This is a genomic window from Nitratireductor luteus (assembly GCF_026162365.1).
In the GTDB taxonomy this organism is placed as follows: domain Bacteria; phylum Pseudomonadota; class Alphaproteobacteria; order Rhizobiales; family Rhizobiaceae; genus Chelativorans; species Chelativorans luteus.
The window spans coordinates 411,901-436,852 of the sequence record NZ_JAOANW010000002.1 but is presented as its reverse complement, the minus strand read 5'-3'; the positions used below and the strand labels follow the sequence as shown (position 1 = coordinate 436,852).

General features: G+C 64.3%; 29 protein-coding genes. 8 read left to right on the top strand and 21 right to left on the bottom strand.

Features of this window, described 5'->3' with window-relative positions:
* Positions 1-152: 152 nt before the first annotated feature.
* From N1058_RS04700 to tesB, 5 genes are all read right to left on the bottom strand, one after another.
* Positions 153-788, bottom strand: a complete 636-nt coding sequence (locus N1058_RS04700) for an outer membrane lipoprotein carrier protein LolA (RefSeq protein WP_420847939.1) — start codon at positions 786-788, stop codon at positions 153-155.
* 100 nt (positions 789-888) lie between these two features.
* Positions 889-3,405, bottom strand: a complete 2,517-nt coding sequence (locus N1058_RS04695; RefSeq protein ID WP_265516323.1) for a DNA translocase FtsK — start codon at positions 3,403-3,405, stop codon at positions 889-891.
* A gap of 242 nt (positions 3,406-3,647) precedes the next feature.
* Complete coding sequence (locus N1058_RS04690; RefSeq protein WP_265516322.1) at positions 3,648-4,988, bottom strand: ammonium transporter; 1,341 nt, start codon at positions 4,986-4,988, stop codon at positions 3,648-3,650.
* Between the two features lie 29 nt (positions 4,989-5,017).
* The gene (locus N1058_RS04685; RefSeq protein ID WP_265516321.1) at positions 5,018-5,356 is read right to left on the bottom strand and encodes a P-II family nitrogen regulator; all 339 of its coding nucleotides are present in this window, start codon (positions 5,354-5,356) and stop codon (positions 5,018-5,020) included.
* Between the two features lie 220 nt (positions 5,357-5,576).
* Positions 5,577-6,440, bottom strand: a complete 864-nt coding sequence (gene tesB, locus N1058_RS04680; RefSeq protein WP_265516320.1) for an acyl-CoA thioesterase II — start codon at positions 6,438-6,440, stop codon at positions 5,577-5,579.
* Between the two features lie 94 nt (positions 6,441-6,534).
* Between tesB and N1058_RS04675 the strand changes: the two genes are divergently transcribed.
* The 3 genes from N1058_RS04675 (at position 6,535) to N1058_RS04665 (ending at position 9,640) form a co-directional block, all read left to right on the top strand.
* Positions 6,535-7,818 carry a ubiquinone biosynthesis hydroxylase gene (locus tag N1058_RS04675; RefSeq protein WP_265516319.1) on the top strand — a complete coding sequence of 428 codons (1,284 nt, stop codon included), beginning with the start codon at positions 6,535-6,537 and terminating at the stop codon, positions 7,816-7,818.
* Between the two features lie 79 nt (positions 7,819-7,897).
* Positions 7,898-8,335, top strand: a complete 438-nt coding sequence (locus tag N1058_RS04670) for an OsmC family protein (RefSeq protein ID WP_265516318.1) — start codon at positions 7,898-7,900, stop codon at positions 8,333-8,335.
* Between the two features lie 180 nt (positions 8,336-8,515).
* Complete coding sequence (locus N1058_RS04665) at positions 8,516-9,640, top strand: Leu/Phe/Val dehydrogenase (RefSeq protein WP_265516317.1); 1,125 nt, start codon at positions 8,516-8,518, stop codon at positions 9,638-9,640.
* Between the two features lie 260 nt (positions 9,641-9,900).
* Here N1058_RS04665 and msrA read toward each other — a convergent pair whose 3' ends face one another.
* The 7 genes from msrA to N1058_RS04630 all read right to left on the bottom strand — a co-directional run bounded on the left by msrA (position 9,901) and on the right by N1058_RS04630 (position 15,126).
* Positions 9,901-10,545, bottom strand: coding sequence for a peptide-methionine (S)-S-oxide reductase MsrA (gene msrA, locus N1058_RS04660; RefSeq protein ID WP_265516316.1), 645 nt, complete (start codon positions 10,543-10,545; stop codon positions 9,901-9,903).
* A gap of 103 nt (positions 10,546-10,648) precedes the next feature.
* Positions 10,649-11,428, bottom strand: a complete 780-nt coding sequence (locus N1058_RS04655) for a succinate dehydrogenase iron-sulfur subunit (RefSeq protein ID WP_265516315.1) — start codon at positions 11,426-11,428, stop codon at positions 10,649-10,651.
* A 12-nt stretch (positions 11,429-11,440) separates the two neighbouring features.
* Positions 11,441-13,273, bottom strand: coding sequence for a succinate dehydrogenase flavoprotein subunit (gene sdhA, locus N1058_RS04650; RefSeq protein ID WP_265516314.1), 1,833 nt, complete (start codon positions 13,271-13,273; stop codon positions 11,441-11,443).
* 8 nt (positions 13,274-13,281) lie between these two features.
* Positions 13,282-13,665 (bottom strand): succinate dehydrogenase, hydrophobic membrane anchor protein, encoded by a 384-nt coding sequence (gene sdhD, locus N1058_RS04645; RefSeq protein ID WP_265516313.1) that lies wholly within the window; start codon positions 13,663-13,665, stop codon positions 13,282-13,284.
* A 1-nt stretch (position 13,666) separates the two neighbouring features.
* Entirely contained in the window at positions 13,667-14,074 is a 408-nt protein-coding gene (gene sdhC, locus N1058_RS04640; RefSeq protein WP_265516312.1) for a succinate dehydrogenase, cytochrome b556 subunit, read from the bottom strand.
* Positions 14,075-14,219: 145 nt separating this feature from the next.
* Positions 14,220-14,549 carry a hypothetical protein gene (locus N1058_RS04635; RefSeq protein WP_265516311.1) on the bottom strand — a complete coding sequence of 110 codons (330 nt, stop codon included), beginning with the start codon at positions 14,547-14,549 and terminating at the stop codon, positions 14,220-14,222.
* A 115-nt stretch (positions 14,550-14,664) separates the two neighbouring features.
* Entirely contained in the window at positions 14,665-15,126 is a 462-nt protein-coding gene (locus N1058_RS04630) for a GNAT family N-acetyltransferase (RefSeq protein WP_265516310.1), read from the bottom strand.
* Between the two features lie 222 nt (positions 15,127-15,348).
* On the opposite strand from N1058_RS04630, the gene N1058_RS04625 reads away from it, so the two are divergent.
* The 4 genes from N1058_RS04625 to N1058_RS04610 all read left to right on the top strand — a co-directional run bounded on the left by N1058_RS04625 (position 15,349) and on the right by N1058_RS04610 (position 18,280).
* Positions 15,349-15,747 (top strand): hypothetical protein, encoded by a 399-nt coding sequence (locus N1058_RS04625; protein ID WP_265516309.1) that lies wholly within the window; start codon positions 15,349-15,351, stop codon positions 15,745-15,747.
* A 61-nt stretch (positions 15,748-15,808) separates the two neighbouring features.
* Complete coding sequence (locus tag N1058_RS04620) at positions 15,809-17,104, top strand: hypothetical protein (RefSeq protein WP_265516308.1); 1,296 nt, start codon at positions 15,809-15,811, stop codon at positions 17,102-17,104.
* Positions 17,101-17,922 (top strand): COG3904 family protein, encoded by an 822-nt coding sequence (locus tag N1058_RS04615; RefSeq protein WP_265516307.1) that lies wholly within the window; start codon positions 17,101-17,103, stop codon positions 17,920-17,922. The genes N1058_RS04620 and N1058_RS04615 overlap by 4 nt, the downstream gene beginning before the upstream one ends.
* A 55-nt stretch (positions 17,923-17,977) precedes the next feature.
* Positions 17,978-18,280 carry a hypothetical protein gene (locus N1058_RS04610; RefSeq protein WP_265516306.1) on the top strand — a complete coding sequence of 101 codons (303 nt, stop codon included), beginning with the start codon at positions 17,978-17,980 and terminating at the stop codon, positions 18,278-18,280.
* Positions 18,281-18,293: 13 nt separating this feature from the next.
* Here N1058_RS04610 and N1058_RS04605 read toward each other — a convergent pair whose 3' ends face one another.
* Together N1058_RS04605 and N1058_RS04600 are read right to left on the bottom strand one after the other, a co-directional pair.
* Complete coding sequence (locus N1058_RS04605; protein WP_265516305.1) at positions 18,294-18,500, bottom strand: helix-turn-helix domain-containing protein; 207 nt, start codon at positions 18,498-18,500, stop codon at positions 18,294-18,296.
* A gap of 3 nt (positions 18,501-18,503) precedes the next feature.
* Positions 18,504-19,049: a DUF2975 domain-containing protein gene (locus tag N1058_RS04600; protein ID WP_265516304.1), complete on the bottom strand. Its 546-nt coding sequence runs from the start codon at positions 19,047-19,049 to the stop codon at positions 18,504-18,506.
* A gap of 82 nt (positions 19,050-19,131) precedes the next feature.
* On the opposite strand from N1058_RS04600, the gene N1058_RS04595 reads away from it, so the two are divergent.
* A complete protein-coding gene (locus N1058_RS04595) occupies positions 19,132-19,743 on the top strand; it encodes a hypothetical protein (RefSeq protein WP_265516303.1) in 612 nt (203 codons plus the stop codon).
* Positions 19,744-19,755: 12 nt separating this feature from the next.
* Here the strand turns inward: N1058_RS04595 and leuC are convergent, their stop codons facing one another.
* From leuC to N1058_RS04560, 7 genes are all read right to left on the bottom strand, one after another.
* Complete coding sequence (gene leuC, locus N1058_RS04590; RefSeq protein ID WP_265516302.1) at positions 19,756-21,171, bottom strand: 3-isopropylmalate dehydratase large subunit; 1,416 nt, start codon at positions 21,169-21,171, stop codon at positions 19,756-19,758.
* A gap of 327 nt (positions 21,172-21,498) precedes the next feature.
* Positions 21,499-22,017, bottom strand: coding sequence for a 50S ribosomal protein L19 (gene rplS / locus N1058_RS04585; protein WP_265516301.1), 519 nt, complete (start codon positions 22,015-22,017; stop codon positions 21,499-21,501).
* A 185-nt stretch (positions 22,018-22,202) separates the two neighbouring features.
* Positions 22,203-22,640 (bottom strand): GFA family protein, encoded by a 438-nt coding sequence (locus N1058_RS04580; RefSeq protein WP_265516300.1) that lies wholly within the window; start codon positions 22,638-22,640, stop codon positions 22,203-22,205.
* A gap of 182 nt (positions 22,641-22,822) precedes the next feature.
* A complete protein-coding gene (gene trmD, locus N1058_RS04575) occupies positions 22,823-23,533 on the bottom strand; it encodes a tRNA (guanosine(37)-N1)-methyltransferase TrmD (protein ID WP_265516299.1) in 711 nt (236 codons plus the stop codon).
* A complete protein-coding gene (rimM, locus tag N1058_RS04570; RefSeq protein WP_265516298.1) occupies positions 23,530-24,132 on the bottom strand; it encodes a ribosome maturation factor RimM in 603 nt (200 codons plus the stop codon). Before rimM ends, trmD begins: the two co-directional genes overlap by 4 nt.
* 28 nt (positions 24,133-24,160) lie before the next feature.
* A complete protein-coding gene (locus tag N1058_RS04565; RefSeq protein WP_265516297.1) occupies positions 24,161-24,538 on the bottom strand; it encodes a cell division protein ZapA in 378 nt (125 codons plus the stop codon).
* An 8-nt stretch (positions 24,539-24,546) separates the two neighbouring features.
* Entirely contained in the window at positions 24,547-24,831 is a 285-nt protein-coding gene (locus N1058_RS04560; protein WP_265516296.1) for a DUF4164 domain-containing protein, read from the bottom strand.
* Between the last annotated feature and the right edge of the window lie 121 nt (positions 24,832-24,952).

Genomic DNA, 24,952 nt, shown 5'->3' with positions numbered 1-24,952 from the left:
TGCCTGTACACGGCCCCGAACACAAGCAAACGGCACCGCGTGGGAACACGGCGCCGTCTTGTCCACAACTCTATGGCATTCTGCGGTCAGGTGGAATCGCCTGACGTCCGCATCAATGCGGAAAAGCAAGAAGATGGAGCGACCTTACCGCCTCAGTTCTTTCGGTTGATCTGGTTCACCCGGCGATAGTCGATGGCGAAGACACTGGGATCGAAAGTCACGCCCTGCTGGACATTGAAGATCATGACCGTCGTGTCCTTGCCCTGGGCGTCGGTTATGGTCCACTGGCGCAGTTCGTAGGACTGGCTGTCGAACATCATGGTGATCGTGGAGTTGCCGAATACCGACTTGTCCTCCAGCTTGATCGTCGTCAGGTCAGGCTCTTCCGTCACGCCAGCAACCTTGTTGCCGGAAAGGTCGATCCGCTCGCCGAGCAGCAGGCTCAACGGCGTTTTGGAAAGCGGGTATATGTCGGCGGTGTTGAGCTTCTTGTTCTCGATGACAACGGATGTGCCATCGGACGTGACCTTGAAACCCGACTTCGTGTCGTAATCGAAGCGAATCTTGCCGGGGCGCTCGATATAGAACTTGCCGCCGGTCTGCTCGCCGCGCGGCCCGAACTGGACGAACTCACCCGTCATCGTGCGTACGCTCGAAAAATGCTGGGCGATCTGTTCCGCCGCGGCGGAGGCGGCACTGGCGCCGGGCGCGGCGAGCGCGCAGGCGCCGGCGAACGCCATGGCCATGGCGAAGCGCCGCAATGTGTAGGTTCTGGAGGTCGGCCTCATATCAATCCTGACTTTACGAAACTGTTCGTTCGATCCTGACTAAATCCTCAACGGGGCCGAATTTTGACCCGCGCGTACAGCACCTCGAACGGCTCGCTTACTACATATCGTCCTGTTCGGTCGGAACAAGTATCTCGCGCTTGCCGGCGTGATTGGCCGGGCCGACGACACCCTCCTGCTCCATGCGCTCGATGATCGAGGCGGCGCGGTTGTAGCCGATGCCGAGCCGGCGCTGAATGTAGCTGGTGGAAGCCTTGCCGTCGCGCAGCACCACGGCCACCGCCTGGTCATAGGGATCTTCCGAATCGCTCCAGTTTCCGCCGGAACCGCCCGAGCCCGAGCCGCCGCCATCATCGTCGCTGCCGTCGTCTTCGGTGACCGCCTCGAGGTAGTCTGGGGCGCCCTGCATCTTCAGATGCGCGACCACTTCCTCGACCTCGCCGTCGGAAACGAACGGCCCGTGCACGCGCTGAATGCGCCCGCCGCCGGCCATGTAGAGCATGTCGCCCATGCCGAGGAGCTGTTCCGCGCCCTGCTCGCCCAAAATGGTGCGGCTGTCGATCTTCGACGTGACCTGGAAGGAGATGCGGGTCGGGAAGTTCGCCTTGATCGTGCCGGTGATGACGTCGACCGAGGGGCGCTGCGTGGCCATGATCACGTGGATACCGGCAGCGCGCGCCATTTGCGCCAGGCGCTGCACCGCGCCCTCGATGTCCTTGCCGGCCACCATCATCAGGTCGGCCATCTCATCGATAATGACGACGATGAAGGGCATCGGATCGAGATCGAGTTCCTCCGTCTCGTAGATGGCCTCGCCGGTTTCCCGGTCGAAACCGGTCTGCACCGTGCGGTTGATCGTCTCGCCCTTCTTCCGGGCGGCGGCCACGCGCTGATTGAAGCCCTCGATGTTGCGCACGCCGACCTTGGACATCTTGCGGTAGCGGTCTTCCATCTCCCGCACGGTCCATTTCAGCGCCACCACGGCCTTCTTCGGGTCGGTCACAACCGGGGTAAGCAGATGCGGGATCCCGTCATAGACGGAGAGCTCCAGCATCTTGGGGTCGATCATGATCAGGCGGCACTGGTCCGGCGTCATGCGATAGAGCAGCGACAGGATCATGGTGTTGATCGCCACCGACTTGCCCGAGCCGGTGGTGCCGGCGACCAGCAGATGCGGCATCTTGGCGATGTCGGCGATCACCGCCTCGCCATTGATGGTCTTGCCCAGCGCCAGGGCCAGCCGGGTCTTTGTAGTCTCGAATTCGCGGCTGGCCAGAAGCTCGCGCAGATAAACCGTCTCGCGGCTGGAATTGGGCAGTTCGATGCCGATGGCATTGCGCCCGGGAACCACGGCAACGCGGGCGGCGATCGCGCTCATGGAGCGGGCGATGTCGTCGGCAAGGCCAATGACGCGGGACGACTTGATGCCAGGTGCCGGCTCCAGCTCGTAAAGCGTGACGACCGGACCGGGGCGCACATGGATGATCTCGCCCTTGACGCCGAAGTCCTCCAGCACGCCTTCGAGCAGGCGCGCATTCTGCTCCAGCGCGTCCCTGGAAAGGCTTGGATCCTTGGTCGATGCCTTGGGCTCGGTGAGCATGTGAAGTTGAGGCAATTCGAAGCTGTCCGAGCCAAGCAGCGACGGCTGGGCTTCGCGACGCACCCGGGCTCCCGGCGTCGGACGTGGCGCCGGATTCTCAACCCGAGCAGGAGCGGGCCGGGCCAAAGCGGCATTGTCTGCCCACGGCGCCCGGTCATCGTCATTATCGAAATCGTCGAAATCATCCAGCGACGGCTCGAAGCCGCCATCGAATCCCGGTTCGATGCGCCCGGCCCCGCGCGGCGCGGCCGGCTGCACCGGAATATCGTATTCTTCCGGCAATTCCGCTCCGCGCACGGAAAAACGGCGGCGTATCAGGGCGCGCAGGCTCAGCCACCAGTGGACCAGCCAGCCCAGCGCGACGAATGCATCGCCGTCGTCATCGGCATCATAATCCTCGAAAGGTTCGGTTTCCTCGGGAAGGAAATCCTCCTCGACGGGCGCCCGCCCCAATACGGACGAGGCAAACAGCGTCAGCCAGATGGCCGGGCCGATCAAAAGGCCGCCGACGACGAAGCCCATGAAGCCGCTCGGATAGCTGCCCGTCACGAGCTTCGGCGCAACCAGCACCATATCGCCGAACACGCCGCCGAGCCCGGTGGGCAGCGGCCAGGTCTGCGGCGGGGCAATGCATCCGGCCACGCCGGCGGCCAGCAATGCACCGCCGAGCCATGCCGCAATGCGGCGCCCCGGACGGTCGACGCCCTGCGCGCTTGCCAGCATGGCGCCCCAGAACACCGCCGGCACCAGGCCGGCGACCGACGCCAGCCCAAAAAACTGCATGGCGATATCGGCGAACACCGCGCCCGGATAGCCCATGGCATTGGTTACGGCATTGTCGGTGGCGTGGCTGAAACTGGGGTCCGCGACATTCCATGTTGCGAGGCTGGCAAGGCAGAAGGCGACGAACGCCAACAGCGCCAGGCCGAAGGCGCGCGCCGCCTGACGGCGCAAGAACGCCTGAAAGCCGAACCCGCCCTCATGCATCGCAAATGTCGCGGAAGAACCGGAACTCATACGCATTTTCCCGTCCGTGCGTCATTGACGGCGCACGGGCGATCCCCGCGCGCCTACCTACGGGCACCCTAGGCAGCGAAGGTTAAGGCTGCATTAACCATGCAAGGGAAGTGGAGCGGAACGACCGCGGCGATAAAAAAAGAGGCCCGGATCGCTCCGGGCCTGAGTTTACAGCGGTCAAGTTGCTGCGACGGGATTTTCCAAGTCAGGGCCTTGTGGCCCCGCGTTCACCCTTTCAGCGCCTAGCGCACGCGCGAGGCGATGAACTCCGGATAGGCTTCGACGCCGACTTCAGCGACATCGAGGCCGCTGAGTTCTTCCTCGGCGCTGACCCGCAGGCCAATCACGGCCTTGATGATCATCCACACGACCAGCGAGACGACGAAGGTGAACACGCCATAGGCGACGATGCCGATGAACTGGACGCCGAAGCTTGTGTCCGGATTGGTCAGCGGAACGGCGATGGTGCCCCATATGCCGGCGATCAGGTGGACCGGGATGGCGCCGACGACATCGTCGATCTTGAGCTTGTCGAGCAGCGGAACGGTGAACACAACGATGACGCCGCCAATCGCGCCGATGACGATGGCCATGAACGGGCTCGGCATCAGCGGCTCGGCCGTGATCGAGACGAGACCAGCCAAGGCACCGTTGAGCACGAAGGTGATGTCGACCTTCTTGTAGACGATCTGCGTGAGGATCAGCGCCGCGATCACGCCGCCGGCAGCAGCCAGGTTTGTGTTGGCGAAGATGCGGCTCACATCGGAAACGTCCGAATTGGTGCCCATGGCGAGCTGCGAGGCGCCGTTGAAGCCAAACCAGCCAAGCCACAGGATGAAGGTGCCGAGCGTGGCGAGTGCCATGTTGGAGCCGGGGATAGGCTGTACCTGGCCCTTCGGCCCGTATTTATCGGTACGCGCGCCGAGCAGGAGTGCGCCGGCAAGGGCCGCCCAGCCGCCGACCGAATGCACCAGCGTCGAACCGGCGAAATCGGAGAAGCCCATTTCGGACAGCCAGCCGCCGCCCCACTGCCAGGAACCGGCAATCGGGTAGATGAAGCCGGTGAGCACGACGACGAAGACGAGGAAAGGCCACAGCTTGATGCGCTCGGCCAGCGTTCCCGAAACGATCGAGGCGGCGGTCGCCACGAACACCATCTGGAAGAACCAGTCGGAGGCGACGGCATAGTCGCCCTCGTTGGCCGTGCCGGCGGCCGGCCAGCTATAGGGCCAGAACGTACCGAAATAGCCGTTCACATTGACATACATCAGCGAGTAGCCGACCGCCCAGTACATGAGGCCGGCGATGGAATAGAGCGCGATGTTCTTCAAGAGCTGCATGGAGACGTTCTTGGAGCGCACCATGCCGGCTTCCAGCATGGCAAAGCCTGCGGCCATCCACATGACCAGGAAGCCGCCCATGAGGAACAGTAGCGTGTTGAAGATGAAGGCGGGGTCGCCGGCGGCGGCCTCGGCCGCAGGCTCTGCCGCATCCTGGGCATAGGCCGGCAGGGCGGCGAAGCCCATGAGGGCGATGGCGCCGAGCGACGCGCGGCCCGAGGTGAAAAGGCTAGGAAATTTCATATTACTCTCCCTGAAAAACCGGATGCCCATCAAAGCGCGTCGGTGTCGGTCTCGCCGGTGCGGATACGCACGGCCTTGTCGATGCTGTGGACGAAGATTTTGCCGTCGCCGATCTGGCCCGTCTTGGCCGCGGTGGCGATCGCTTCGACAACCTTGTCGGCCATGTCCGAATCGACGGCGACTTCAACCTTGACCTTGGGCAGAAAGCTCACGGCGTATTCGGCGCCGCGATAGATTTCCGTATGTCCCTTCTGCCGGCCGAAGCCTTTGACCTCGGTGACGGTCAGGCCCTGAATGCCGAGCTCGGTCAGCGCTTCGCGCACCGCCTCCAGCTTGAACGGCTTTATGATTGCCATCACGAATTTCATCAGGTTCACCCTTACTGTTGCGGACAAGCCGCGTTGCAGTGCCGCCGACGCCCCCCGGGGCAGCCAGCAATGCCAAAGGTGATTCAAGACCCGTGCCAACTGCACGAGACGCAGCGTAGATGACTGAATTTTCTATGGAATCTGCGGCGCGTCGTTCGCGATCACAATCATTTCAATTCTGTTAATGAACAATAATTGTGCAAATTTTAAATTGTGCACATTATTTGCGCAGCCGTACGAGCCCTTCCTGGGCCACCGAGGCGACAAGCACACCGGCGCGCGAATAAAGGGATCCACGCGAGAAACCGCGCGCACCCTGGGCGGAAGGGCTGTCCTGCGTATAGAGCAGCCAGTCACCGAGCGGGTCAGGCCGGTGGAACCACATCGCGTGGTCGAGACTGGCCATCTGCAACTGCGGATCGAATACCGAGCGCCCATGGGCGAATGTAGAGGTATCGAGCAGCGTCATATCCGACAGATAGGCGAGAACCGCCGCCTGCAGGGCGCGGTCCTGCGGCACCGGGCCGGTGGTGCGCAGCCAGACATTCTGGAAGGGCGGCAGCTTGTTGCGCGTCGTGTAGTGCTCGACATTGACCGGCCGGATTTCGAGAGGCCTCTCGCGCTCCCAGTAGCGGCGGATATTCTCCGGCACGCTGTCGCCAAAAGCGGCCAGGAATTCGCGCTGCGACCGGAGCTTTTCAGGCGGCGGAACATCCATCGGCATCGGCAGTTGGTGCTCCAGCCCTTCCTCGTCGATCTGGAAAGAGGCCGAAAGGGAAAAGATGGCATGGCCGTGCTGGATCGCCACCACCCGGCGCGTGGTGAAGCTGCCGCCGTCACGAATGCGGTCCACGTTGTAGATGATGGGCACTTGCGGATCACCGGGCCGCATGAAGTAGCAATGCAGCGAATGCACATGGCGGTCGGCGCCGACGGTGCGCTGGGCGGCGACGAGCGCCTGGCCGATCACCTGCCCGCCGAAAACGCGCTGCCAGCCAACCTGCGGGCTGCGACCGCGAAACAGGTTGTGTTCCAGCGGCTCGAGATTAAGTATGTCGAGTAGCTCCTGCATGGCTGTCGACATAGATCGTCCCCTCTGGCAGCGTGAATGTCATGCAGTGTGAAATCGAAGGCCGGCCCCGAAGTCAAGGCGGCTTCAATGCGCGAAAGGCGAACCCATGAGCGAACGAACGCCAAACGCCAGAACAAGAAGGAAGTCCGGCACCGATACGGAAGCGCAATCGGCGGATCGGTTCGATGTCCTGATTGCGGGCGCCGGCTATGTGGGCCTGGCGCTGGCCGTCTCCATCGCCGAAGCGCGGCCGGGCATGCGCGTCATGATCGTCGACGCCGCGCCGGAAGGCGTGTGGGAGAAGGATGGCCGCGCCTCGGCAATCGCGGCGGCTGCCTCGCGCATGCTCGCTCAGCTCGGCTGCTGGGAGGAAATCGCCGGCAATGCCCAGCCGATAACCGACATGATCATCACCGATTCGCGCACCTCCGATCCCGTGCGCCCGGTCTTCCTGACCTTTGGCGGCGAGGCCGCGCCCGGCGAGCCGTTCGCCCATATGGTGATGAACCGCGACCTCAACACGGCCCTGCGCCGCCGCGCGGAAGAGCTCGGCGTCGACATCGTGCAGGGCGTCGGCGTCGATGGCTTCGAAGTCGAGGGCGCCACCGTTTCCGTGCGCCTGAGCGACGGCATGCAGGCGCGCACGCGTCTTCTCGTCGCCGCCGACGGCGTGCGCTCGCGCCTGCGCGATATGGCCGGTATCAAGACGTTACATTGGGATTACGGCCAGTCCGGCATCGTCTGCACCGTTGCCCATGAGCGCCCCCATAACGGACGCGCGGAAGAACATTTCCTCCCCGCCGGCCCCTTCGCCACGCTGCCGCTGATGGGCAACCGCTCGTCGATCGTCTGGACGGAGCGCACCGGCGACGCCGAAAGGCTGGTGGCCGAAGACGATTTCATCTTTGAACAGGAGCTGGAGCTGCGGTTCGGCCTGAAGCTCGGCGAGATCCACGTCGAGGGGCCACGGCGCGCCTGGCCGCTCGGCCTCACGCTGGCCCGCGATTTCGTCAAGCCGCGGTTCGCGCTCGCCGGTGATGCCGCCCACGGCATTCACCCCATCGCCGGTCAGGGTCTCAATCTCGGATTCAAGGACGCCGCAGCACTGGCACAGGTGCTGGTCGAGGCCGATCGGCTGGGCGAGGATATCGGTGCGATCGACGTTCTCCAGCGCTACGAGCGTTGGCGCCGCTTCGACACGGTCCAGATGGGCGTAACCACCGATGTGCTGAACCGGCTTTTCTCCAACGATCTCGGGCCGCTGCGCGCCGTGCGCGACATTGGCCTGGGGCTGGTCGACCGCATGCCTGGCATGAAGAGCTTCTTCGTGCGCCAGGCCGCCGGCATGGACCGTTCCGCCCCGCGCCTCCTGCAGGGCGAGGCGATCTGACCAAAAGCAGTGCTACACGGGCCGCGGCTCCCGTGCCGCGGCCGAGCCGAAACCACCAACCACATAACCGGAGCACGAAATGAAGCGCCACGCGAACGCCATCTGGAAAGGTTCTCTCACGCAAGGGTCCGGCCGGGTCGACACCCAAAGCCAGGCCATCGGCGACCTGCCCCTGACCTTCAAGGCTCGTTTCGAGGACGAGACCGGCAAGGCCGGCACTAACCCCGAAGAGCTGATCGCCGCCGCGCATGCCGGCTGCATCGCCATGCAGCTTGCGCATATGTTGGCGGAGAGCGGCACGCCCGCCGAATCGCTCTATTCCAAGGCCGAGATCGATCTTGAGCCTGCCGAAGGCGGCGGCTTCGAAATCCGCTCCAGCACGCTCACCATGATCGGCAAGGTGCCCGGGCTCGAAGAGGAAGAATTCAAGAAGATCGCCGCCAAGGCCAAGGAGACATGTCCCGTCTCCAAGGCGCTGGCGGCCATCGACATTAAACTCGACGCCCGTTACGCCTGAACTTTCGGGTCCAAGTCCATTTATGACGCTTTCTGCCCCGCGAACGTAACGGAAAGTCGCGGGGCAGCCCTACTTCGCAACCAAAAATCCGCTCCGCGCCCTACATTCATATGCAGATGGAACGATCTGGAAAGGGATGGTACCCCCGCCAGTTCGCAGGAAAATTCCGGGAGGAATGCCATGCTGCATGTTCGAGAACCGGGGACGCTGAAGAAGCAGACCGCCGGATCGACATTGGAGATCACCGACATAACGCCCGATGCCGCCCGGCGGCAGGCCTATGACGACCATGAGCGGGTTTGGCTCGGCCGCGACGACGAACGTGGCCTGCAGGCCATCGTGTCCATTCACAACACGGTGCTGGGGCCGGCGCTCGGCGGCACCCGCGTCTGGCCTCACGAAACGTTCGAGGCCGCGCTGACCGACGCGTTGCGCCTGTCGCGCGGCATGACTTATAAATCAGCTATCGCCCACATGCCGTTCGGCGGCGGCAAGGCCGTCATCATCGCCGATTCGAAAACGCAGAAGACCCCCGCCCTGCTGGAAGCCTATGCCGAGATGCTGGCCGCGCTCGAAGGCCAGTTCTACACGGGCGAGGATGTGGGGCTGACCGTTGCCGACGCGGATTTCCTGCGCGAGCGCACGCCCAACGTCACAGGCACCACCAAAGGCGGCAGCGGCAATCCCTCACCGGTCACCGCCCATGGCTGCTTTCTCGGCCTCAAGGCAGCGCTGGCCCATCGCCGGGGCACGAATACGCTCGCCGGCGTGCGTGTCGCCGTGCAGGGCCTGGGCTCGGTCGGCTGGGCGCTGTGCGAGGAGCTTCACCACGAGGGCGCGCTGCTCACCGTGACGGATATCAACGCTGCGGTAATGGACAAGGCCAAGGCCGTGTTTGGCGCCACCGCGGTCGGCCCTGACGAAATCCTCTCGGCCAAGGCCGATATACTCGCGCCCTGCGCGCTGGGCGGCGTCATATCCGGCGAAACGATCCCCGCGCTCGATGTCGAGATCGTTGCGGGCTCGGCCAACAACCAGCTTGCCCATCACGAGGATGCCCGGCTGCTCCTCGAGCGCGGCATCCTTTATGCGCCCGACTACGTGATCAATGCCGGCGGCCTGATCAATGTCGGCGCCGAACTCGCTCCCGGCGGCTACGATCGCGCGGCCGCCATGAAGAAGGTGGAGAAGATCCCCACCACGCTCACCGACATCTTCCAGCGTGCAGAGGCGCAGAATCGCCCGACCAACGACGTGGCGGCGGAGATCGTCCATGAACGGATCGCCGCGGCACGGCAGGGCTGATGCCTCCAACTCGTCAACTCTGAGGAAGCTCTTGATGCGTTTGGCGGGCCAAGCTACCCGGTTCCCCCTGCGGTCGGTCCCCGTAGAAGGTGCGGCTGGCGCTGGATTGCGCCGGAACGAGGGGTCGGTCGGGCTCTATGATTTTCCAATAGGGTCCCGGATAGCCCTCCGGCTTCCGGGATGACGAAGCTGGGGCGCCGCACGCTCCCCCAAGCCGCATCGGCAAACGAGCTCGGAGGCGAAGATGGAATCCCAGCACCCTACTTGTAGATGCCCGTGAAAGCCGCCTCGCCCCACAACTGCCTGATCCGCGCATCGCGGCCGCAGCCTTCGCGATAGCCTTTATAGGCCTTGGCCTTGGTGATATAGCCGAAGCGGGTCAGGATGCGGTCGTTGCTGCGGTAGTAGTTCTGGTGGTAGTCCTCGGCGGCCCAGAATTTGGCCGCGGGCAGGATGGGCGTGACGACGGGCTGTCCGAGCTCCTTGGCCGCCTCCTGTTTCGCCGCCTCCGCCGCTTTTTTCTGCGCAGCGTCCAGCGCATAGACAGCGGTCGAATAGCTTTTGCCCCGGTCGCAGAATTGCCCGCCGGCATCGGTGGGATCGACGGAACGGAAGAATATCTCCAGAAGCCGCTCGTAGCTCACGCGACTGTCGTCATAGTCGATCTTCACCACCTCACGATGACCGCCGGAAGCATAGTTGCGGTAGGTGGGATTGGCCGTGCGCCCTCCCGCATAACCCGACACGGTCGAGATCACACCGGTCACCTTGTCGAAATCGGCTTCCACGCACCAGAAACAGCCACCGGCGAAGAGGGCGGTCCGGGTCGCGGCCGCCGCGCCCGTGGTGCCCGTTCCGAATGCGGCGACGGCAAGCGCCAGCGCTGCGATGATGTGACGTTTCATGGGATCGCTCCTGTTTTCCAGGAAAGACCTATCGCACCCGCCAGCCGGATCAAATCAATCCGCTACACGCTTGCGTGAGCGGATTGGGCGTGAGCGGGTCGGCTCACACCCGCCGCTCCACCATCATCTTCTTGATATTGGCGATCGCCTTGGCGGGGTTAAGGCCCTTGGGGCAGGCCTGGGTGCAGTTCATGATCGTGTGGCAGCGATAGAGCCGGAACGGATCTTCCAGATTGTCGAGCCTTTCGCCGGTCTTCTCGTCGCGGCTGTCGATCAGCCAGCGATAGGCCTGCAGCAACACCGCCGGCCCCAGATAACGCTCGCCGTTCCACCAATAGCTGGGACACGAAGTCTGGCAGCAGAAGCACAGGATGCATTCGTAAAGGCCGTCGAGCTTGGCCCGGTCCTCGTGGCTTTGCTGCCACTCCTTGGCCGGCTCCGGCGTCACTGTCTGCAGCCACGGCTCAATGGAGGAAAGCTGCGCATAGGGAATGGAAAGGTCGGGCACCAGGTCCTTGACCACCGGCATATGCGGCAGCGGGTAAATCTTCACCGCCGCGCTGATCTCGTCCGCGCCCTTGGTGCAGGCCAGCGTATTGGTGCCGTCGATATTCATCGCGCATGACCCGCAAATGCCTTCGCGGCAAGAGCGGCGGAAGGTCAGCGTCGGGTCGATCTTGTTCTTGATCCAGATGAGCCCATCGAGCACCATCGGGCCGCAATCGTCCATGTCGACGTAATAAGTGTCGACGCGCGGATTATCGCCATCGTCCGGCGACCAGCGATAGACCTTGTACTCGCGAAGATTGGTCGCGCCCTCGGGCTTCGGCCAGACCTTGCCCTGATGGACCTTCGAGTTCTTGGGAAGGGTGATTTCAACCATGATGTCCTCGCCTCAATAGACCCGCGCCTTGGGCGCGATCTTGGCCAGTTCTATGCCGCCATTCTCTTCCTTGAGCAGGGGCTCCGTGTGCACCGGCCGGTAGTCCAGCGTGACCTTGCCCGCCTCGTCCACCCAGGACAGCGTGTGATGGCGCCAGTTCTTGTCGTCGCGCTCGGAGAAATCCTCGCGCGCATGCGCGCCGCGGCTCTCCTTGCGCGCCTCGGCGGCGTAGACCGTGGTGATGGCGTTGGCCATCAGGTTCTCCAGCTCCAGCGTTTCCATCAGGTCGGAGTTCCAGATCATCGAACGGTCAGAGACCTTGACGTCCGGCAGCTCGTCCCAGACCGCCGAAATGCGCCTGCAGCCCTGCTCCAGGGTTTCCTGCGTGCGGAAGACCGCTGCGTCTTCCTGCATGGCGCGCTGCATGGTCTCGCGGATCGCCGCGGTGGGCTTGGAGCCGTTGGCGTGGCGCAGCCGGTCGAAGCGGTCCATGATCTTCTCGCACGCACCTTCATCGATGGCCGGGATAGAGGCCTCGCGGTCGACCGTCTGCCCGGCGCGGATGGCGGCGGCGCGGCCGAACACCACGAGGTCGATCAGCGAGTTCGAGCCGAGGCGGTTGGCCCCGTGCACGGAGGCGCAGGCTGCCTCCCCCACCGCCATCAGGCCGGGCGCCACGGCGTCCGGATTATCCCTGGTCGGGTTCAGCACCTCGCCCCAGTAATTGGTGGGAATGCCGCCCATATTGTAGTGCACCGTCGGCAGCACCGGGATCGGCTCGCGCGTCACGTCGACGCCGGCGAAGATGCGCGCCGATTCGGCGATGCCCGGCAGCCGCTCGTGGATCACGGCGGGGTCGAGATGGTCGAGATGCAGGTAGATATGGTCCTTGTTCTTGCCGACGCCGCGCCCCTCGCGGATTTCGACGGTCATGCAGCGCGAGACCACGTCGCGCGAGGCAAGATCCTTGGCCGAGGGCGCATAGCGCTCCATGAAGCGCTCGCCTTCCGAGTTGACCAGATAGCCGCCCTCGCCGCGCACGCCCTCGGTGATGAGGCAGCCGGCGCCGTAGATGCCGGTCGGATGGAACTGCACGAATTCCATGTCCTGAAGCGGCAGGCCGGCCCGCGCGATCATGCCGTTGCCGTCGCCCGTGCAGGTGTGGGCGGAGGTGCAGGAGAAATAGGCCCGGCCGTAGCCGCCGGTGGCCAGCACCACCATCTTCGCCGCGAAACGGTGGATCGTGCCGTCCTCGAGGTTCCAGGCGACCACGCCTGTGCACACCCCGTCGGTCATGATCAGGTCGAGGGCGAAATACTCGACGAAGAACTGGGCGTGATGCTTCACCGACTGGCCGTAAAGCGTGTGCAGGATGGCATGGCCGGTGCGGTCTGCCGCCGCACAGGTGCGCTGCACGGGCGGGCCGTCGCCGAAATTCTGCATATGGCCGCCGAAGGGACGCTGGTAGATCTTGCCTTCCTCGGTGCGCGAGAAGGGCACGCCATAATGCTCGAGCTCATAGACGGCGGCCGGCGCCTCGCGCGCCAGATATTCCATGGCATCGACGTCGCCGAGCCAGTCGGATCCCTTCACCGTGTCGTAAAGGTGCCACTGCCAGTGATCGGGTCCCATGTTCTGCAGCGAGGCGGCGATGCCGCCCTGGGCCGCCACCGTGTGCGAGCGCGTCGGGAAAACCTTGGTGATGCAGGCCGTCTTCAGCCCCTGCTCGGCCATGCCGAGCGTGGCGCGAAGCCCGGCGCCGCCCGCGCCGACGACCACGACATCGAATTTATGATCGACATAGGTATAGGCGTTGGCCGCCTTCTTCTGTGTTGCCTGTGCCATTTCCGCAATCAGCCTCCAAGCGCGATCTTGATAAGGGCGTAGAGCGCGCTCACGCCGAGAATGATCGGAAAGAATGTGTTGAGCACCAAGAGCGCGATCTTCGCGCCTTCTCCGTGAACGTAATCCTCGATGATGACCTGCATGCCGATCCGCATGTGGTAGAGGATGGAAATCAGCGTCAGCGCGATGACCAGCGCCACGAAGGGATTGGCCAGCGCGCCGCGCACCTCCTCATAGGAGGCGCCGTTGTAGAGCACCACGAAACCGATGAAGAAGATGACCAGCGGCAGGTTGGAGATGGCAGTCAGGCGCTGGCGCCAGAAATGCTCGGTTCCCTCCTTGGCCGATCCGAGCCCGCGAACGCGATTCAAGGGTGTGCGCATATCGCTCATGTCAGGCTCCTCCGCCGAATGCATAGCCGGCGATCCAGACCAGAAGCGTCAGGCTTATCGAGCCGGCGAGCGTCGCCCATGCCATCCTCGTCGCGGTTTCCTTGCCGAGCCCGCGGCCGGTATCCCAAATGAGGTGCCTTATGCCGCCCAGCATGTGATGCAGCAGCGCCCAGGTATAGCCGAACAGGACGAGACGCCCGAGGAAGGAGCCGAACAGCCGGCTGACCGCGTCGAACGCTTCGGGACCGGCCGCCGCAGCGCCAATCCAGATCACCAGCAGGACCGTGCCGAAATAAAGCGCCGCGCCCGTGATCCGGTGCACGATCGACATCAGCATGGTCGGGATAAGGCGGTAAACTTGCAGGTGGGGCGAGATGGGTCTCGCGTGGGTGGCTGGTGACTTGCTCATGGCTTCCCCGTTTCATCGCCGGAAGGACAGGCCGCGTATACGGGCCCGCCGCCAGCATCCGGCAGTGGCTTTCTAATGCTCTTTTTGCAGTGCGTCAAAGCCGCATGAACGACCTTTTCAGCTTGAACCGATTGAACGGCATCAATCACCGCTTGCAGGCGATGGGCGACTTGCCATTGACCATCCACAGAGCCTCGGCATCATCCACGACCAGCGAATAAGGCGGCTCTTGGAACCGGCTCTGCTGACCGGGTGGCGATGGAGGCAGCACGACTTCCACCCCTCGCGGGCTCACGATTTGCAGGCTTTCGCCGGCCCCCAGGATCGTCATTTCCCGGTCCGCGTCGCAAACGAAACGGGTAGGCGAAGCAAATGGCGACGCCTCCGATGGCGCCGCCTCGCCCTGCGGCACGGCGCAGCCGCTGGCCAGCGCCACCAGCCCGAAAATCAGGCAGGTTTCGGAAAAGTGTCCCACGGTTTTCCAGCCAGAACCTGCGGTGAACAAACGAATCCATGCAGGCATTTGTCGGGCGGTCCACGAGCGCTTACTTGCGAGTGAAGCGGCGCCCTTTCCGGCAGAGCCGGCAATGTCAGCCTGCATCGAAGCGAATCACGTGGGAAGACCAGTCGGCGGGGACCGCGATCTGCTCGTAAAGGCGCCGGCCCTCGGGCGGCTGGCGCGGGGCGTTGAGCGTCAGCCGGCACCAGCCGCGCTCCTCCGCCTGGTCGGCCATGAGATCGACGAGCGCCTTGGCGATGCCCTTGCCGCGGTGAAGATGGTGCACGTAGAGATGCTCGGCCAGCCCATAGCGGAGGCCGGTAAGAGGGTCCGGCAGGTCGTAGAAGATGGCAAAACCCAGCAGCGTTCCATCGACCCGTGCTCCCAGGACTTCGGCCACCCGGTCCTGCAGCAGGGTTTCGGCGTAGAATTCGTCGGGCCTGCGCGGCGCGCCACGCTTCAGCGATTGCGTGTAGGCCGCCAGGAGCGGCGCCAGCTCATGGGCGTCCTTCAGCCGCAGCAAGGCTATCTCGGTATTGTGGTTTTCGCTCATTTCCGCGATCCCGGCCGCTGTTCCTTCATCAGGCGGACATCAATCGGCGAAATTAACCACGCCTGTCAATTGCCCCGCCTTACTTCCGTCAAGCGGATGACAAAGGTTAAGAAAGCGTTAAATTCGGGCTACGGAGGCCGCGGCACGGCAGCATTTTGCAGTCAGGTGGAATCACCTGGCATCCGCACAAATGCGGAAGAGGCAATGAAGGAGCCAGGGCACATGTTTTCACGTCACCCGTTTCACATGGCATGCGCGCTCGCCGCAATGGCATTGGCGATCGTGGTCGCAGCCCCCGCATTCGCGGGCAATACGGCCGGCGAGCACGTCTATGAGGACGAATACGGCAATCTCGTCATCCACCACCAGGCCGGTTTCAAGAGCATCGTGGTCGGCAAGGGTTACCTGGCGGAGGAAATCGCGCCCGGTGCCCCCGGCAAGCCCAGGGTCGTCTATGGCGTGCCGCGCGAGACCAGGGTCGTGCATCTGGAGGATGAAGGCACCCTCTATCTCCGCCCGAAGCGGTCCGACTGCCGCTACGGCGCGCTGCTGCACGGCCGCAGCTACATGTACGGCCTGCCCGAAAATGTCGTGCCCGTGCCCGTGGTGACATGCCGCTGATACCGAGGATCATGCGGAAGACGAAGACGCCGCCGGGCGAAACCGGAACGAGGTGCCCCGAATGAGCCATGCCCGCGCCGCGCGCCAGCTGCGCTCTCACATAGACAGCCTGCAGACCATGACCCGCTTCGTGCTGGCGACGCTGGCGCTGGCCAGCGGCGTCTACACATATCTGGGCGTGCGCAGCCTGCTCGACGGCACGGCGACGCTCGTCTTCCTGGCGGCGGTGATCTATTCCGCCGCCGTTTCGGTGGGCATCTACGGCTTCTGGACCTATCTCATCCGTTTCCTGCCCGAAATGCGCGACGGCGCCTCGCGCATGGCGCTGTTCGCGGTCATGGCGGTGGGCTCGCTGATGATCGTCGCCATGTCATCATGGCTGAATGCGGCCGCCCTTGCAGGGTCCGCCGCCGTCGAGCAGCATCTGGCCGAGACGCTGGAGGACTACACCGCCGACCTCGACCAGGCCCATTCCAACGCGCTGGGGGCGCTGTCGCTCCTGCCCGACATCCAGCGCGCCTCCGTGCGCTTTTCGCGGCTCGCCGAAAACGAACGCAGTTCCGGCGCGCTGACCGGCACCTCCGGCTCGGGCAGCGTGGTGCAACTGCTCACCCAGATGTCGGCGCAGATGAATGAGCTGGAAGGCACGATCCAGCGCTCGCGCGAAACCGTCACCAACCTCTTCAGCCAAGGTCAGGAACGGCTGGCCGCCATGCGCGCACTGGTTTCCGGCGCGGGCTCCGTCGAGCCGCGCTCCGACCGCTTCGCCGAAGAGGCCGTCTCGCTTGCCGGTGTGATCGCCGCGCTGGAGCAGACCTCCATCGCGCCCTCCGTGGCGCGCGCGGCGGCTGATCTTTCCGCCGGCTTCATCGCCCCGGTGGCCGATGGCGGCAACGCCGATCTGGCCGGGCGGCAGGATGCCGTGATGGCCACCGTGCGCGAGTCCGTCGCCGCGCAATCGGCCGCGCTGAGCGGGGCCGCCGAGGAGATCATGGCGCAGCCGAAGGTGGCCGAGCGACGCTATGTGCCGCTTTCTTCCGCCGAAGCGGTTCTGCTCTATGCCGGCAGCTTCCTGCCGAGCTGGGCCGGGGCGATCTCCATCGATCTCCTGCCGGGAGTTCTTGTCGCCATGCTCGCGGTGGTCTTCGCGGCCATCCGCCGCGGCGAGGAAGACATGAGCGAAGCCGAACGCATGTCCGCCGCGGACATGATGCGCGCGCTCGAAATGCGCCAAGCCATGATGGCGCGCGAGAGCGGCGAGCCTCCGGATGCGCCCGCCGACGCCGAATCTGCGCAATCGCGCCCCGAAAACGTCACCGCCCTTTCCCTCACTGAACGCAAGCGGCAAGAGCCATGACCCACAGCACCTTCGATACCCGGCCCCGCAGGAGCGCCCTCATACGCTATCTCGAACGCTTCGACGACGGCACGCTGGTACGCTGGGCCTTTGTCGGCGTGTTGATCGGCTCGGCAACCGTGCTCGGCATGGATCTGCGCGAGCTGGTCGACCGCAATGGCGGGCTGTGGCCCGAGCAGTCTGCCCTGCAGCGCACGGTGACCGTGTTGCCGCCTGTCGTCGAAACCGACAGCCAGGAAAGCGCGGGCGTAGACCCCCGCAAAAACATCACTACCGACGAGGACCTGCTGCGCCAGCCGCTCGCCTTCTCGCTGCAGCCGGGCGGCGTGCTGCAGGTGACGGGCAGCATCGAGCCTGGCGCGGCGCGGCGGCTGGGCGAGGAACTTGAAGCACGCGGCGAATATGTGACCACCGTCAGCCTGAACTCGCCCGGCGGCTCGCTGGACGACGCCATCGCCATGGCCCGCACGATACGCGAGCGCGAACTGGCGACCCGCGTGGACGACGGCGCCGTCTGCGCCTCGTCCTGCCCGCTCATGCTGGCCGGCGGCGTAACGCGCCATATCGGCGAGGAAGCCGCAATCGGCGTGCACCAGTTCTACGCCGCCGCCGGCACTCAGATAGCGCCCGAACAGGCGATGGCCGACGCACAGACGACGACGGCCCGCATTTCGCGGCATCTGGACGAGATGGGCGTCGATCCGGCCCTTTGGCTGCATGCCCTCGTCACCCCCCCGCGCGCGCTCTACTATCTCAGCCGCGAGGAGATGCTGGCCTACGGCCTTGCCACCGAGCCGCAAAAGCTCGCGCTGAACTGATCGGAACCAGCACCGAGGCCGCAACGTTGGGTTCGGCAACCGATGGAGCTGCCCGATGGCCGAAACGAAAACGCTGACCGACCACGACGATATCCGCAACTGGGCGGCAGCCCGCGCCGGCAAACCCGCCCTCAGCGACCCGGCGCCCGGCATGACCGGCGAAGAGCCGGTGCTGCGGATCACATTCGGCCAGCACGCCTACCTGGATACCGACGAGGGCGCCGACCAGATCGGCGGGCTGCAGCTTATCGAGTGGGACGAGTGGTTCCGCCTGTTCGACGAGCGGGAACTGGCCCTGGTCGTCAGCGAAGACGTGCCCGGCCAGCGCGACGAGTTCCACGAGATCGTCCGGCGCTGAGAGCTTCTACCGGCTACTCATCTCTGTACTCCAGGATATCTCCGGGCTGACATTCAAGGGCGCGGCAGATTTTCTCAAGCGTTTCAAACCGCACGCCCCGCACCTTTCCCGATTTCAGGAGCGACACATTCTGCTCGGTGATGCCGATCTGCTCGGCGAGATCCTTCGAACGCATCTTGCGCCGCGCCAGCATGACGTCGAGATTGACCACGATCGGCATCGTTTACACGAAGTCCCGCTGTTCGGCCCGAACCTCGGCAGCCACAGCCAGAACCCGGCCGGTCATGTACATGATGGCGGCGATCAGTAGAGCCATGCCCTGGGAGCTGCCGAAGCTGACGGAAAGAACCTTCTGCCCGGCCGGATTGCCCAGCGTCAACGCGAGCACGATCACGGTCTGCAGGACGATGCTTCCCGCCACCGTCAGAACGAACGCGATGCTGGCACGATGCATCCAGGTAGCCGCTTCTACCGACAGCGGCTCCTCTCCACCGAACGCGCCGAACATTTGCCAGACGCAGTAAAGCGCCAGGAAGACAAGGCCGAACTGCAGGGAGGCGAGCACGGCCGTCAAGGCTACCGCCGGCGGGGTGAGCGCCAACGGCCCCTGCAGGGAATAAGCCTGACGGATGGCCGTCTCGAACTCCCTCGCATCGCCGATCCAGCTCGTCAGGAACCACAGAGCTCCGAAGCCGATGAAGCAGGCGAAGGCAAGCACGGCAAACTGCATCATACGGCTGAGACGCCGCAAGCGCACCGATTCAGACAATGGATCATCCTCCGTATTGAATAATTATCGTATTGCGATAAATAATTACCGTTTCCAATAGATTCATGCAAGAGGTTTCGCCATGTTTCGCACGTACTCCGCCCGCCGCGCCGCCTGCGCAGTTCTTATCCTGGCACTGAGCCTGCCGGCAGGCGCCTGCATGGCGCCCGGTCCCCAAAGCCCGCTCGAACTGAGCCGGTTCGATCCATTTGCTGCCGATCCGGCAGCGGTATCGGCGGCCATCGTCCTGGATCGGGCGCTCCATCTGCGGCGTGGCGACATCGTCATGCGCGTTTCACTGGATTCGCGCGAGCCCGGATTGTCCTTCGACGAGACCTTTGTCCTGGCTCTCAACGGTCATGCTGCCGGGGAATTGCCGGGCCTCGCGGTGGCGCCGAACCAGCATGTGCAGATCGCCGCGATCGCCAAGGAGGATCACGCTCGTTTTCAACAGGTGCAGCAGAAGGCGCGCCTTGCGCAACAGCAAACAGCGCCGGCGGGAAAAGGATCCCTAAGCATCACCATCTCCGGCGCCTGCCGCACGGGACCGATCGGGCATACGGCCACAGCGCACGCCTATCTGCGCACTGCAGCCACAAGCCGTTACGTGCCGCTCACCGACCAGATCGAGCTGGGCCGGGTGCTGGATGGCACCGCCCGAGGCAGCATCGCGCGCTGCGGCGCTGGCAGATGACGTGCCCGGCGCTCAGCCTCGCGGCCATTCGCGGATGTCGACGAAATGGCCGGCGATCGCCGCCGCCGCCGCCATGGCCGGCGAGACGAGGTGCGTGCGGCCCTTGAAGCCCTGGCGGCCCTCGAAATTGCGGTTCGAGGTCGATGCGCAGCGCTCGCCGGGTTTCAGGCGATCGTCGTTCATCGCCAGGCACATGGAGCAGCCCGGCTCGCGCCAGTCGAAACCGGCTGCCTTGAAGATCTTGTCGAGGCCCTCGGCCTCGGCCTGCGCCTTCACCAGGCCCGAGCCCGGCACGATCATCGCGTCGATGCCTTCCTTGACCTTTTTGCCCTCGGCGACCTTGGCGGCCTCGCGCAGATCCTCGATGCGGCCATTGGTGCAGGAGCCGATGAAGACGCGATCCAGTGCGATATCGGTGATCTTCGTTCCGGGCTCAAGGCCCATATATTGCAGCGCCCGCTTCTTGGACTGGCGCTTGTTCTCGTCGGGAATATCGTCCGGGTTCGGCACGACGCCGGTGATCGAGACCACGTCCTCTGGCGAAGAGCCCCAGGTGACGATCGGCGGCAGGTTGGCGGCATCGAGCTTTACCACGCGGTCGAAATGCGCGCCGTCGTCTGTGAGGAGGTCTTCCCAATAGGCCCGCGCCTTGTCCCAGGCCTCGCCCTTGGGCGCCCGGGGGCGGTCCTTGATGTAGGCATAGGTTGTCTCGTCCGGCGCGATCATGCCGGCGCGCGCGCCGCCCTCGATTGACATGTTGCAGACCGTCATGCGGCCTTCCATGGACAGCGCCCGGATCGCCTCGCCGGCATATTCCATCACATGGCCGGTGCCGCCCGCCGTGCCGATCTCGCCGATGATGGCGAGGATGATGTCCTTGGCGGTGACGCCGCGGGGCAGCACCCCATCCACCTGGATCAACATGTTCTTGGCGCGCCGCTGGATCAGCGTCTGGGTGGCCAGCACATGCTCAACCTCGGAGGTGCCGATGCCATGGGCGAGCGCGCCGAACGCGCCGTGGGTCGAGGTGTGGCTGTCGCCGCACACGATCGTCATTCCCGGCAGGGTGAAGCCCTGCTCCGGCCCGACAATGTGGACGATGCCCTGGCGGGTATCTGCCTCGTTGTAATATTCGATATTGAACTCGGCCGCGTTCTTGGCGAGCGCCTCGACCTGGATGCGGCTTTCTTCGTTCTTGATGCCGAACTTGCGGTCGGGCGAGGTCGGCACGTTGTGGTCGACGACGGCGAGCGTCTTTTCCGGGTGACGCACAGTGCGGCTTGCCATGCGCAGTCCCTCGAAGGCCTGCGGGCTGGTCACTTCATGCACCAGATGGCGGTCGATATAGAGCAGGCAGGTACCGTCGTCCTGGCTGTCGACCAGATGATCGTCGAAAACCTTGTCGTAGAGCGTGCGGGGCTTGGTCATCTTCTTCTTCCCTAGCGGAACTCGTTGGAAATGGCTGGCCGGCCTCGGTCCGAGGGCCGGTCTGGCTGATCCGCTCAGGCTATAGACGGCACAGTAGCGCGCCGGAAATCCGCGCGAAAAAGCGGCCGGGCAGGCGTTTCACGTCCTGCAGCACGACTTTCTCATAGGCCGGATGTCCAATCAGCTTTTCCATACAGGCGCTAATACCAGCGTTTCGCGCGGGGGGCAATTGAGTAGCATATCGCGCCCGACCCCCAACGAGCTTGGGCCTTTAACGAAAAAGAGCGCCGTGCGGCGCTCTTTTCGATCTGTTGGAGAGCCTGGGGCCTATTCGCCCTTGGCCTCGGTATCGGCCTGCGCCTCGGCAGCCTCGGCCGCCGCCTTTTCCGCGGCCAGGGCCTGGGCCGCAGCCACCTTTTCAGCCTCGAGACGGGCCTTTTCTTCGACCACCACCTGGCGCGCCTCATCGTTCAGCTTGCGGGCGCGGGCATTGGTGTTTTCGGTGATGCGGGCGGACTTGCCGCGACGGTCGCGCAGATAATAGAGCTTGGCGCGGCGAACCTTGCCGCGGCGCACGACTTCAACGCCCTCGACCAGCGGCGAGAACACCGGGAACACGCGCTCCACACCCTCGCCATAGGAGATCTTGCGGACGGTGAAATTTTCCTGGAAGCCGGAGCCAGAACGCGCGATGCAAACGCCTTCATAGGCCTGCACGCGGGTGCGCGTTCCCTCGGTGACGCGCACCAGGACACGCACGGTGTCGCCCGGCGAAAAATCTGGAAGGGTGCGCTGCGCGGTAATCTTTTCGACCTGCTCGGCCTCGAGCTGACGGATGAGGTCCATCGTTCATGTCCTTTGTTCTTCGCGAAGCGTCAGAGCGCTCGTCTCGCCGGCAGTTCCTTGACCGCCTGATGAGTGCCCTTCGATGGAAGGACAGGAGCGAATTCACGTTCATTGATTAATGCACGGCCATGGACCTTCCATGGCAGCGGATGCGCGCACATACAACAGGCGTCGGGGGAAATCAACTATCGAGGACGCATCGGGACGAACTTCAGGGTCCCGACGACCTCAGATCCCGCCTCGCGCCCGCCATCGGAAGCGTGCCTGATACCGTCCGTCACGAGCACTTCCTCGAAATCGAATGGGCTGATGCCTTCGAGACAGGCGACGTTGACGCCATATTCATTCGGGTTCGACCGTCTCTGGTGATGCGTATAGATGCCGCATCTGGAGCAGAAATAGTGCCTCGCGGTATTCGTATTGAATTGATACAGCGAAAGGACGTCCTGGCCCTCCACGACCGTGAGATCGTCCAGATTCGCCGAAACGGCGACCGCACCGCGCATACGGCAGTATGAGCATGTGCAACGGCGCGCGCTATGCAGCCCGGCGCTGAGCTTCACCCGGAACTTCACCGCCCCGCAATGGCAGGCGCCCGCTGCATGTTCCAGGTCGTAGTTCATTGCTCGTTCCTCTGCCTTGCTAACCGCCGATACGGCCCAGATGCGTGTCCTTGAAACCGCTGGCTCTCTTCAAGCCGTAGCCAAGCGCGCGGTACCCGCAGCCCGGCAAGATAGTAGCCGAGCGCGATAGTAGCCGAGCGCGACAAGCGCCAATGCCGCGCCTTCCAAGCGCAGGAGCGCGCTCACGGCTTTTCCCCGCCTCGCGCGCGATAGGCCTGCCATAAATCCGGCCGGCGCTCCGCCGTCAGCCTTTCGGCCTGTTCATGCCGCCACGCGGCGATCTTGGCGTGGTTGCCCGAAGTCAGCACCTCGGGGATCTCCCTGCCCTCGAACTCCTTCGGCCGTGTGTAATGGGGGTGCTCCAGAAGGCCGCTTTCGAAGCTTTCCTCGTCGCCAGAGACGACATTGCCCATCACGCCCGGCAAAAGCCGCACCACGGCATCCAGCAGCACGATTGCCGCCGGCTCGCCGCCCGACAGGATATAGTCCCCGATGGAGACCTCCTCCAGTCCGCGCGCATCGATCAGCCGCTGGTCGACGCCCTCGAAACGCCCGCACAGGATCACGGCGCCGGGACCGGCCGCGAGTTCGCGCACACGCTCCTGCGTGAGTTGCCTGCCGCGCGGGCTCATGATGAGGCGCGGGCGCGGGTCGCCGGGTGGCACTGAACGATCCAGCGCGCGCGCCAGAATGTCGGCGCGCATCACCATGCCGGCGCCGCCGCCGGCCGGCGTATCGTCGACGCTGCGATGCTTGTCGGTGGCGAAATCGCGTATTTGCACGGTTTCGAGTGACCATGTGCCGTCCTCGCGCGCGCGCCCGGCAAGCGAAACGTCGAGCGGCCCCGGGAACATCTCCGGATAAAGCGTCAGAACGGTCGCACGGAAACTCACCGATTGCCCCCGGCCGATTTCGGGCCGCGTGGGCGTGCGGAAGGATCTGGAGACTCGCCGGACGCCTCCTCGGAGTCCTCCCCGAGCCCCGCCGCCAGGCTGTCGAGCCTTACGATCCCTTCCTCCATATCGATCTCGGGCACGGCTTCCCGTGTGAACGGCACCATTACGCTGGGGGCCGAATCTGGCCGGATTTCCAGCATGTCGCCCGCACCGAAATTATGAATGGCGAGCACCTTGCCCACTTTTTCGCCGGTCTCGTCGAAGGCCGGCAGGCCGATCAGGTCGGCGTGGTAGAACTCCTCCTCTTCCAGCTGGTCCGGCAGAGCCAAGCGGTCGACATAAAGCGCCTGCCCCGTCAGCGCCTCCGCAGCGCTGCGGTCGCTCACACCCTCGAAGCGGACGATGACGACATTCTTGGCGGGACGCACATCCTTCACCTTGAGCGCCCTGCCGCTCTCGGTGTGAAGGGGGCCGTACTGGCCGAGCGCCAGCGGGTCCTCCGCGAAGCTTTTCACCCGCACCTCGCCCTTGATCCCATGCGCCGCGCCAACCACCGCGAGTTGAACGGGGTTCTCGAGCTTTACCGTCTTGGCCATATTTTCTCCGATGGCGAAATTCCGCCGGTCAACCTTGGCGTGGCGGCTCGCTGGCGGAAAGCCGCGCGGCCACTGCCTCGATGCGCTCGGCGAGTTCGGCAAGGCCGCCGGTCAAGGCGGCGTCGTTCTTGTCGGCCTTCAAGAGCGCGTCGTCACGCGTCTTGCGCAAGGTGGCGATCTCGCCTTCCATGCCGCGCACCCGCTTCTGCAACTCCGCCAATTCGTCCATCACCATGATGCCGGCCATCACGGTGATACGCTGATCGCCGATTTCACCGAAGGAATCCTTCAGATGCTGGACGTAGCGGTCGAATCGCTCCGCCAGGTCGATCAGGTGCTCTTCCTGCCCCTCGTCGCAGGCCATGCGATAGGTCTTGCCGTCGATGGATACCGTAACTTGAGCCATGACTGGGCCTACCGGTCGAGCACGGCGCGGATGGTCTCCATCGCCGTCACCAGCCGCCGCGACACCTCGCGATTGACCTCGGCCAACCGCTCCGCGCGCGCCTCCGCCTTGTCGATTTCCTGGGCAAGCCGCGCCCTGTCCGCGCCCATGCGTTGCACCTCCGCTTCAGCCTCGGCGTAATCCTGCTCCTTTTCGAGACGGCCGTCGGCCGCCGCTTCCAGCATGCCGACAGCCTTTGCAAGGCGGCCGATAGCCTCCTTCAAAGTAGTATCGCCAGAACGTTGGGTGTTCATCGCCACCATTCCCAGCCCGCCCGCCTGCGAAATGCGCACGATCCTAAGCTTTTAACTCCGAAAGATTACGCGGCAGGTGAAGCACGCGTCAACAAGATCCCCACGCTATCCCCTACAATGC

Coding starts and splice junctions, on each gene's coding strand:
- N1058_RS04700 (WP_420847939.1), bottom strand. CDS start 788: ATGAGGCCGACCTCCAGAACCTACACATTGCGGCGCTTCGCCATGGCC.
- N1058_RS04695 (WP_265516323.1), bottom strand. CDS start 3,405: ATGAGTTCCGGTTCTTCCGCGACATTTGCGATGCATGAGGGCGGGTTC.
- N1058_RS04690 (WP_265516322.1), bottom strand. CDS start 4,988: ATGAAATTTCCTAGCCTTTTCACCTCGGGCCGCGCGTCGCTCGGCGCC.
- N1058_RS04685 (WP_265516321.1), bottom strand. CDS start 5,356: ATGAAATTCGTGATGGCAATCATAAAGCCGTTCAAGCTGGAGGCGGTG.
- tesB (WP_265516320.1), bottom strand. CDS start 6,440: ATGTCGACAGCCATGCAGGAGCTACTCGACATACTTAATCTCGAGCCG.
- N1058_RS04675 (WP_265516319.1), top strand. CDS start 6,535: ATGAGCGAACGAACGCCAAACGCCAGAACAAGAAGGAAGTCCGGCACC.
- N1058_RS04670 (WP_265516318.1), top strand. CDS start 7,898: ATGAAGCGCCACGCGAACGCCATCTGGAAAGGTTCTCTCACGCAAGGG.
- N1058_RS04665 (WP_265516317.1), top strand. CDS start 8,516: ATGCTGCATGTTCGAGAACCGGGGACGCTGAAGAAGCAGACCGCCGGA.
- msrA (WP_265516316.1), bottom strand. CDS start 10,545: ATGAAACGTCACATCATCGCAGCGCTGGCGCTTGCCGTCGCCGCATTC.
- N1058_RS04655 (WP_265516315.1), bottom strand. CDS start 11,428: ATGGTTGAAATCACCCTTCCCAAGAACTCGAAGGTCCATCAGGGCAAG.
- sdhA (WP_265516314.1), bottom strand. CDS start 13,273: ATGGCACAGGCAACACAGAAGAAGGCGGCCAACGCCTATACCTATGTC.
- sdhD (WP_265516313.1), bottom strand. CDS start 13,665: ATGAGCGATATGCGCACACCCTTGAATCGCGTTCGCGGGCTCGGATCG.
- sdhC (WP_265516312.1), bottom strand. CDS start 14,074: ATGAGCAAGTCACCAGCCACCCACGCGAGACCCATCTCGCCCCACCTG.
- N1058_RS04630 (WP_265516310.1), bottom strand. CDS start 15,126: ATGAGCGAAAACCACAATACCGAGATAGCCTTGCTGCGGCTGAAGGAC.
- N1058_RS04625 (WP_265516309.1), top strand. CDS start 15,349: ATGTTTTCACGTCACCCGTTTCACATGGCATGCGCGCTCGCCGCAATG.
- N1058_RS04620 (WP_265516308.1), top strand. CDS start 15,809: ATGAGCCATGCCCGCGCCGCGCGCCAGCTGCGCTCTCACATAGACAGC.
- N1058_RS04615 (WP_265516307.1), top strand. CDS start 17,101: ATGACCCACAGCACCTTCGATACCCGGCCCCGCAGGAGCGCCCTCATA.
- N1058_RS04610 (WP_265516306.1), top strand. CDS start 17,978: ATGGCCGAAACGAAAACGCTGACCGACCACGACGATATCCGCAACTGG.
- N1058_RS04605 (WP_265516305.1), bottom strand. CDS start 18,500: ATGCCGATCGTGGTCAATCTCGACGTCATGCTGGCGCGGCGCAAGATG.
- N1058_RS04595 (WP_265516303.1), top strand. CDS start 19,132: ATGTTTCGCACGTACTCCGCCCGCCGCGCCGCCTGCGCAGTTCTTATC.
- leuC (WP_265516302.1), bottom strand. CDS start 21,171: ATGACCAAGCCCCGCACGCTCTACGACAAGGTTTTCGACGATCATCTG.
- rplS (WP_265516301.1), bottom strand. CDS start 22,017: ATGGACCTCATCCGTCAGCTCGAGGCCGAGCAGGTCGAAAAGATTACC.
- N1058_RS04580 (WP_265516300.1), bottom strand. CDS start 22,640: ATGAACTACGACCTGGAACATGCAGCGGGCGCCTGCCATTGCGGGGCG.
- rimM (WP_265516298.1), bottom strand. CDS start 24,132: ATGGCCAAGACGGTAAAGCTCGAGAACCCCGTTCAACTCGCGGTGGTT.
- N1058_RS04565 (WP_265516297.1), bottom strand. CDS start 24,538: ATGGCTCAAGTTACGGTATCCATCGACGGCAAGACCTATCGCATGGCC.
- N1058_RS04560 (WP_265516296.1), bottom strand. CDS start 24,831: ATGAACACCCAACGTTCTGGCGATACTACTTTGAAGGAGGCTATCGGC.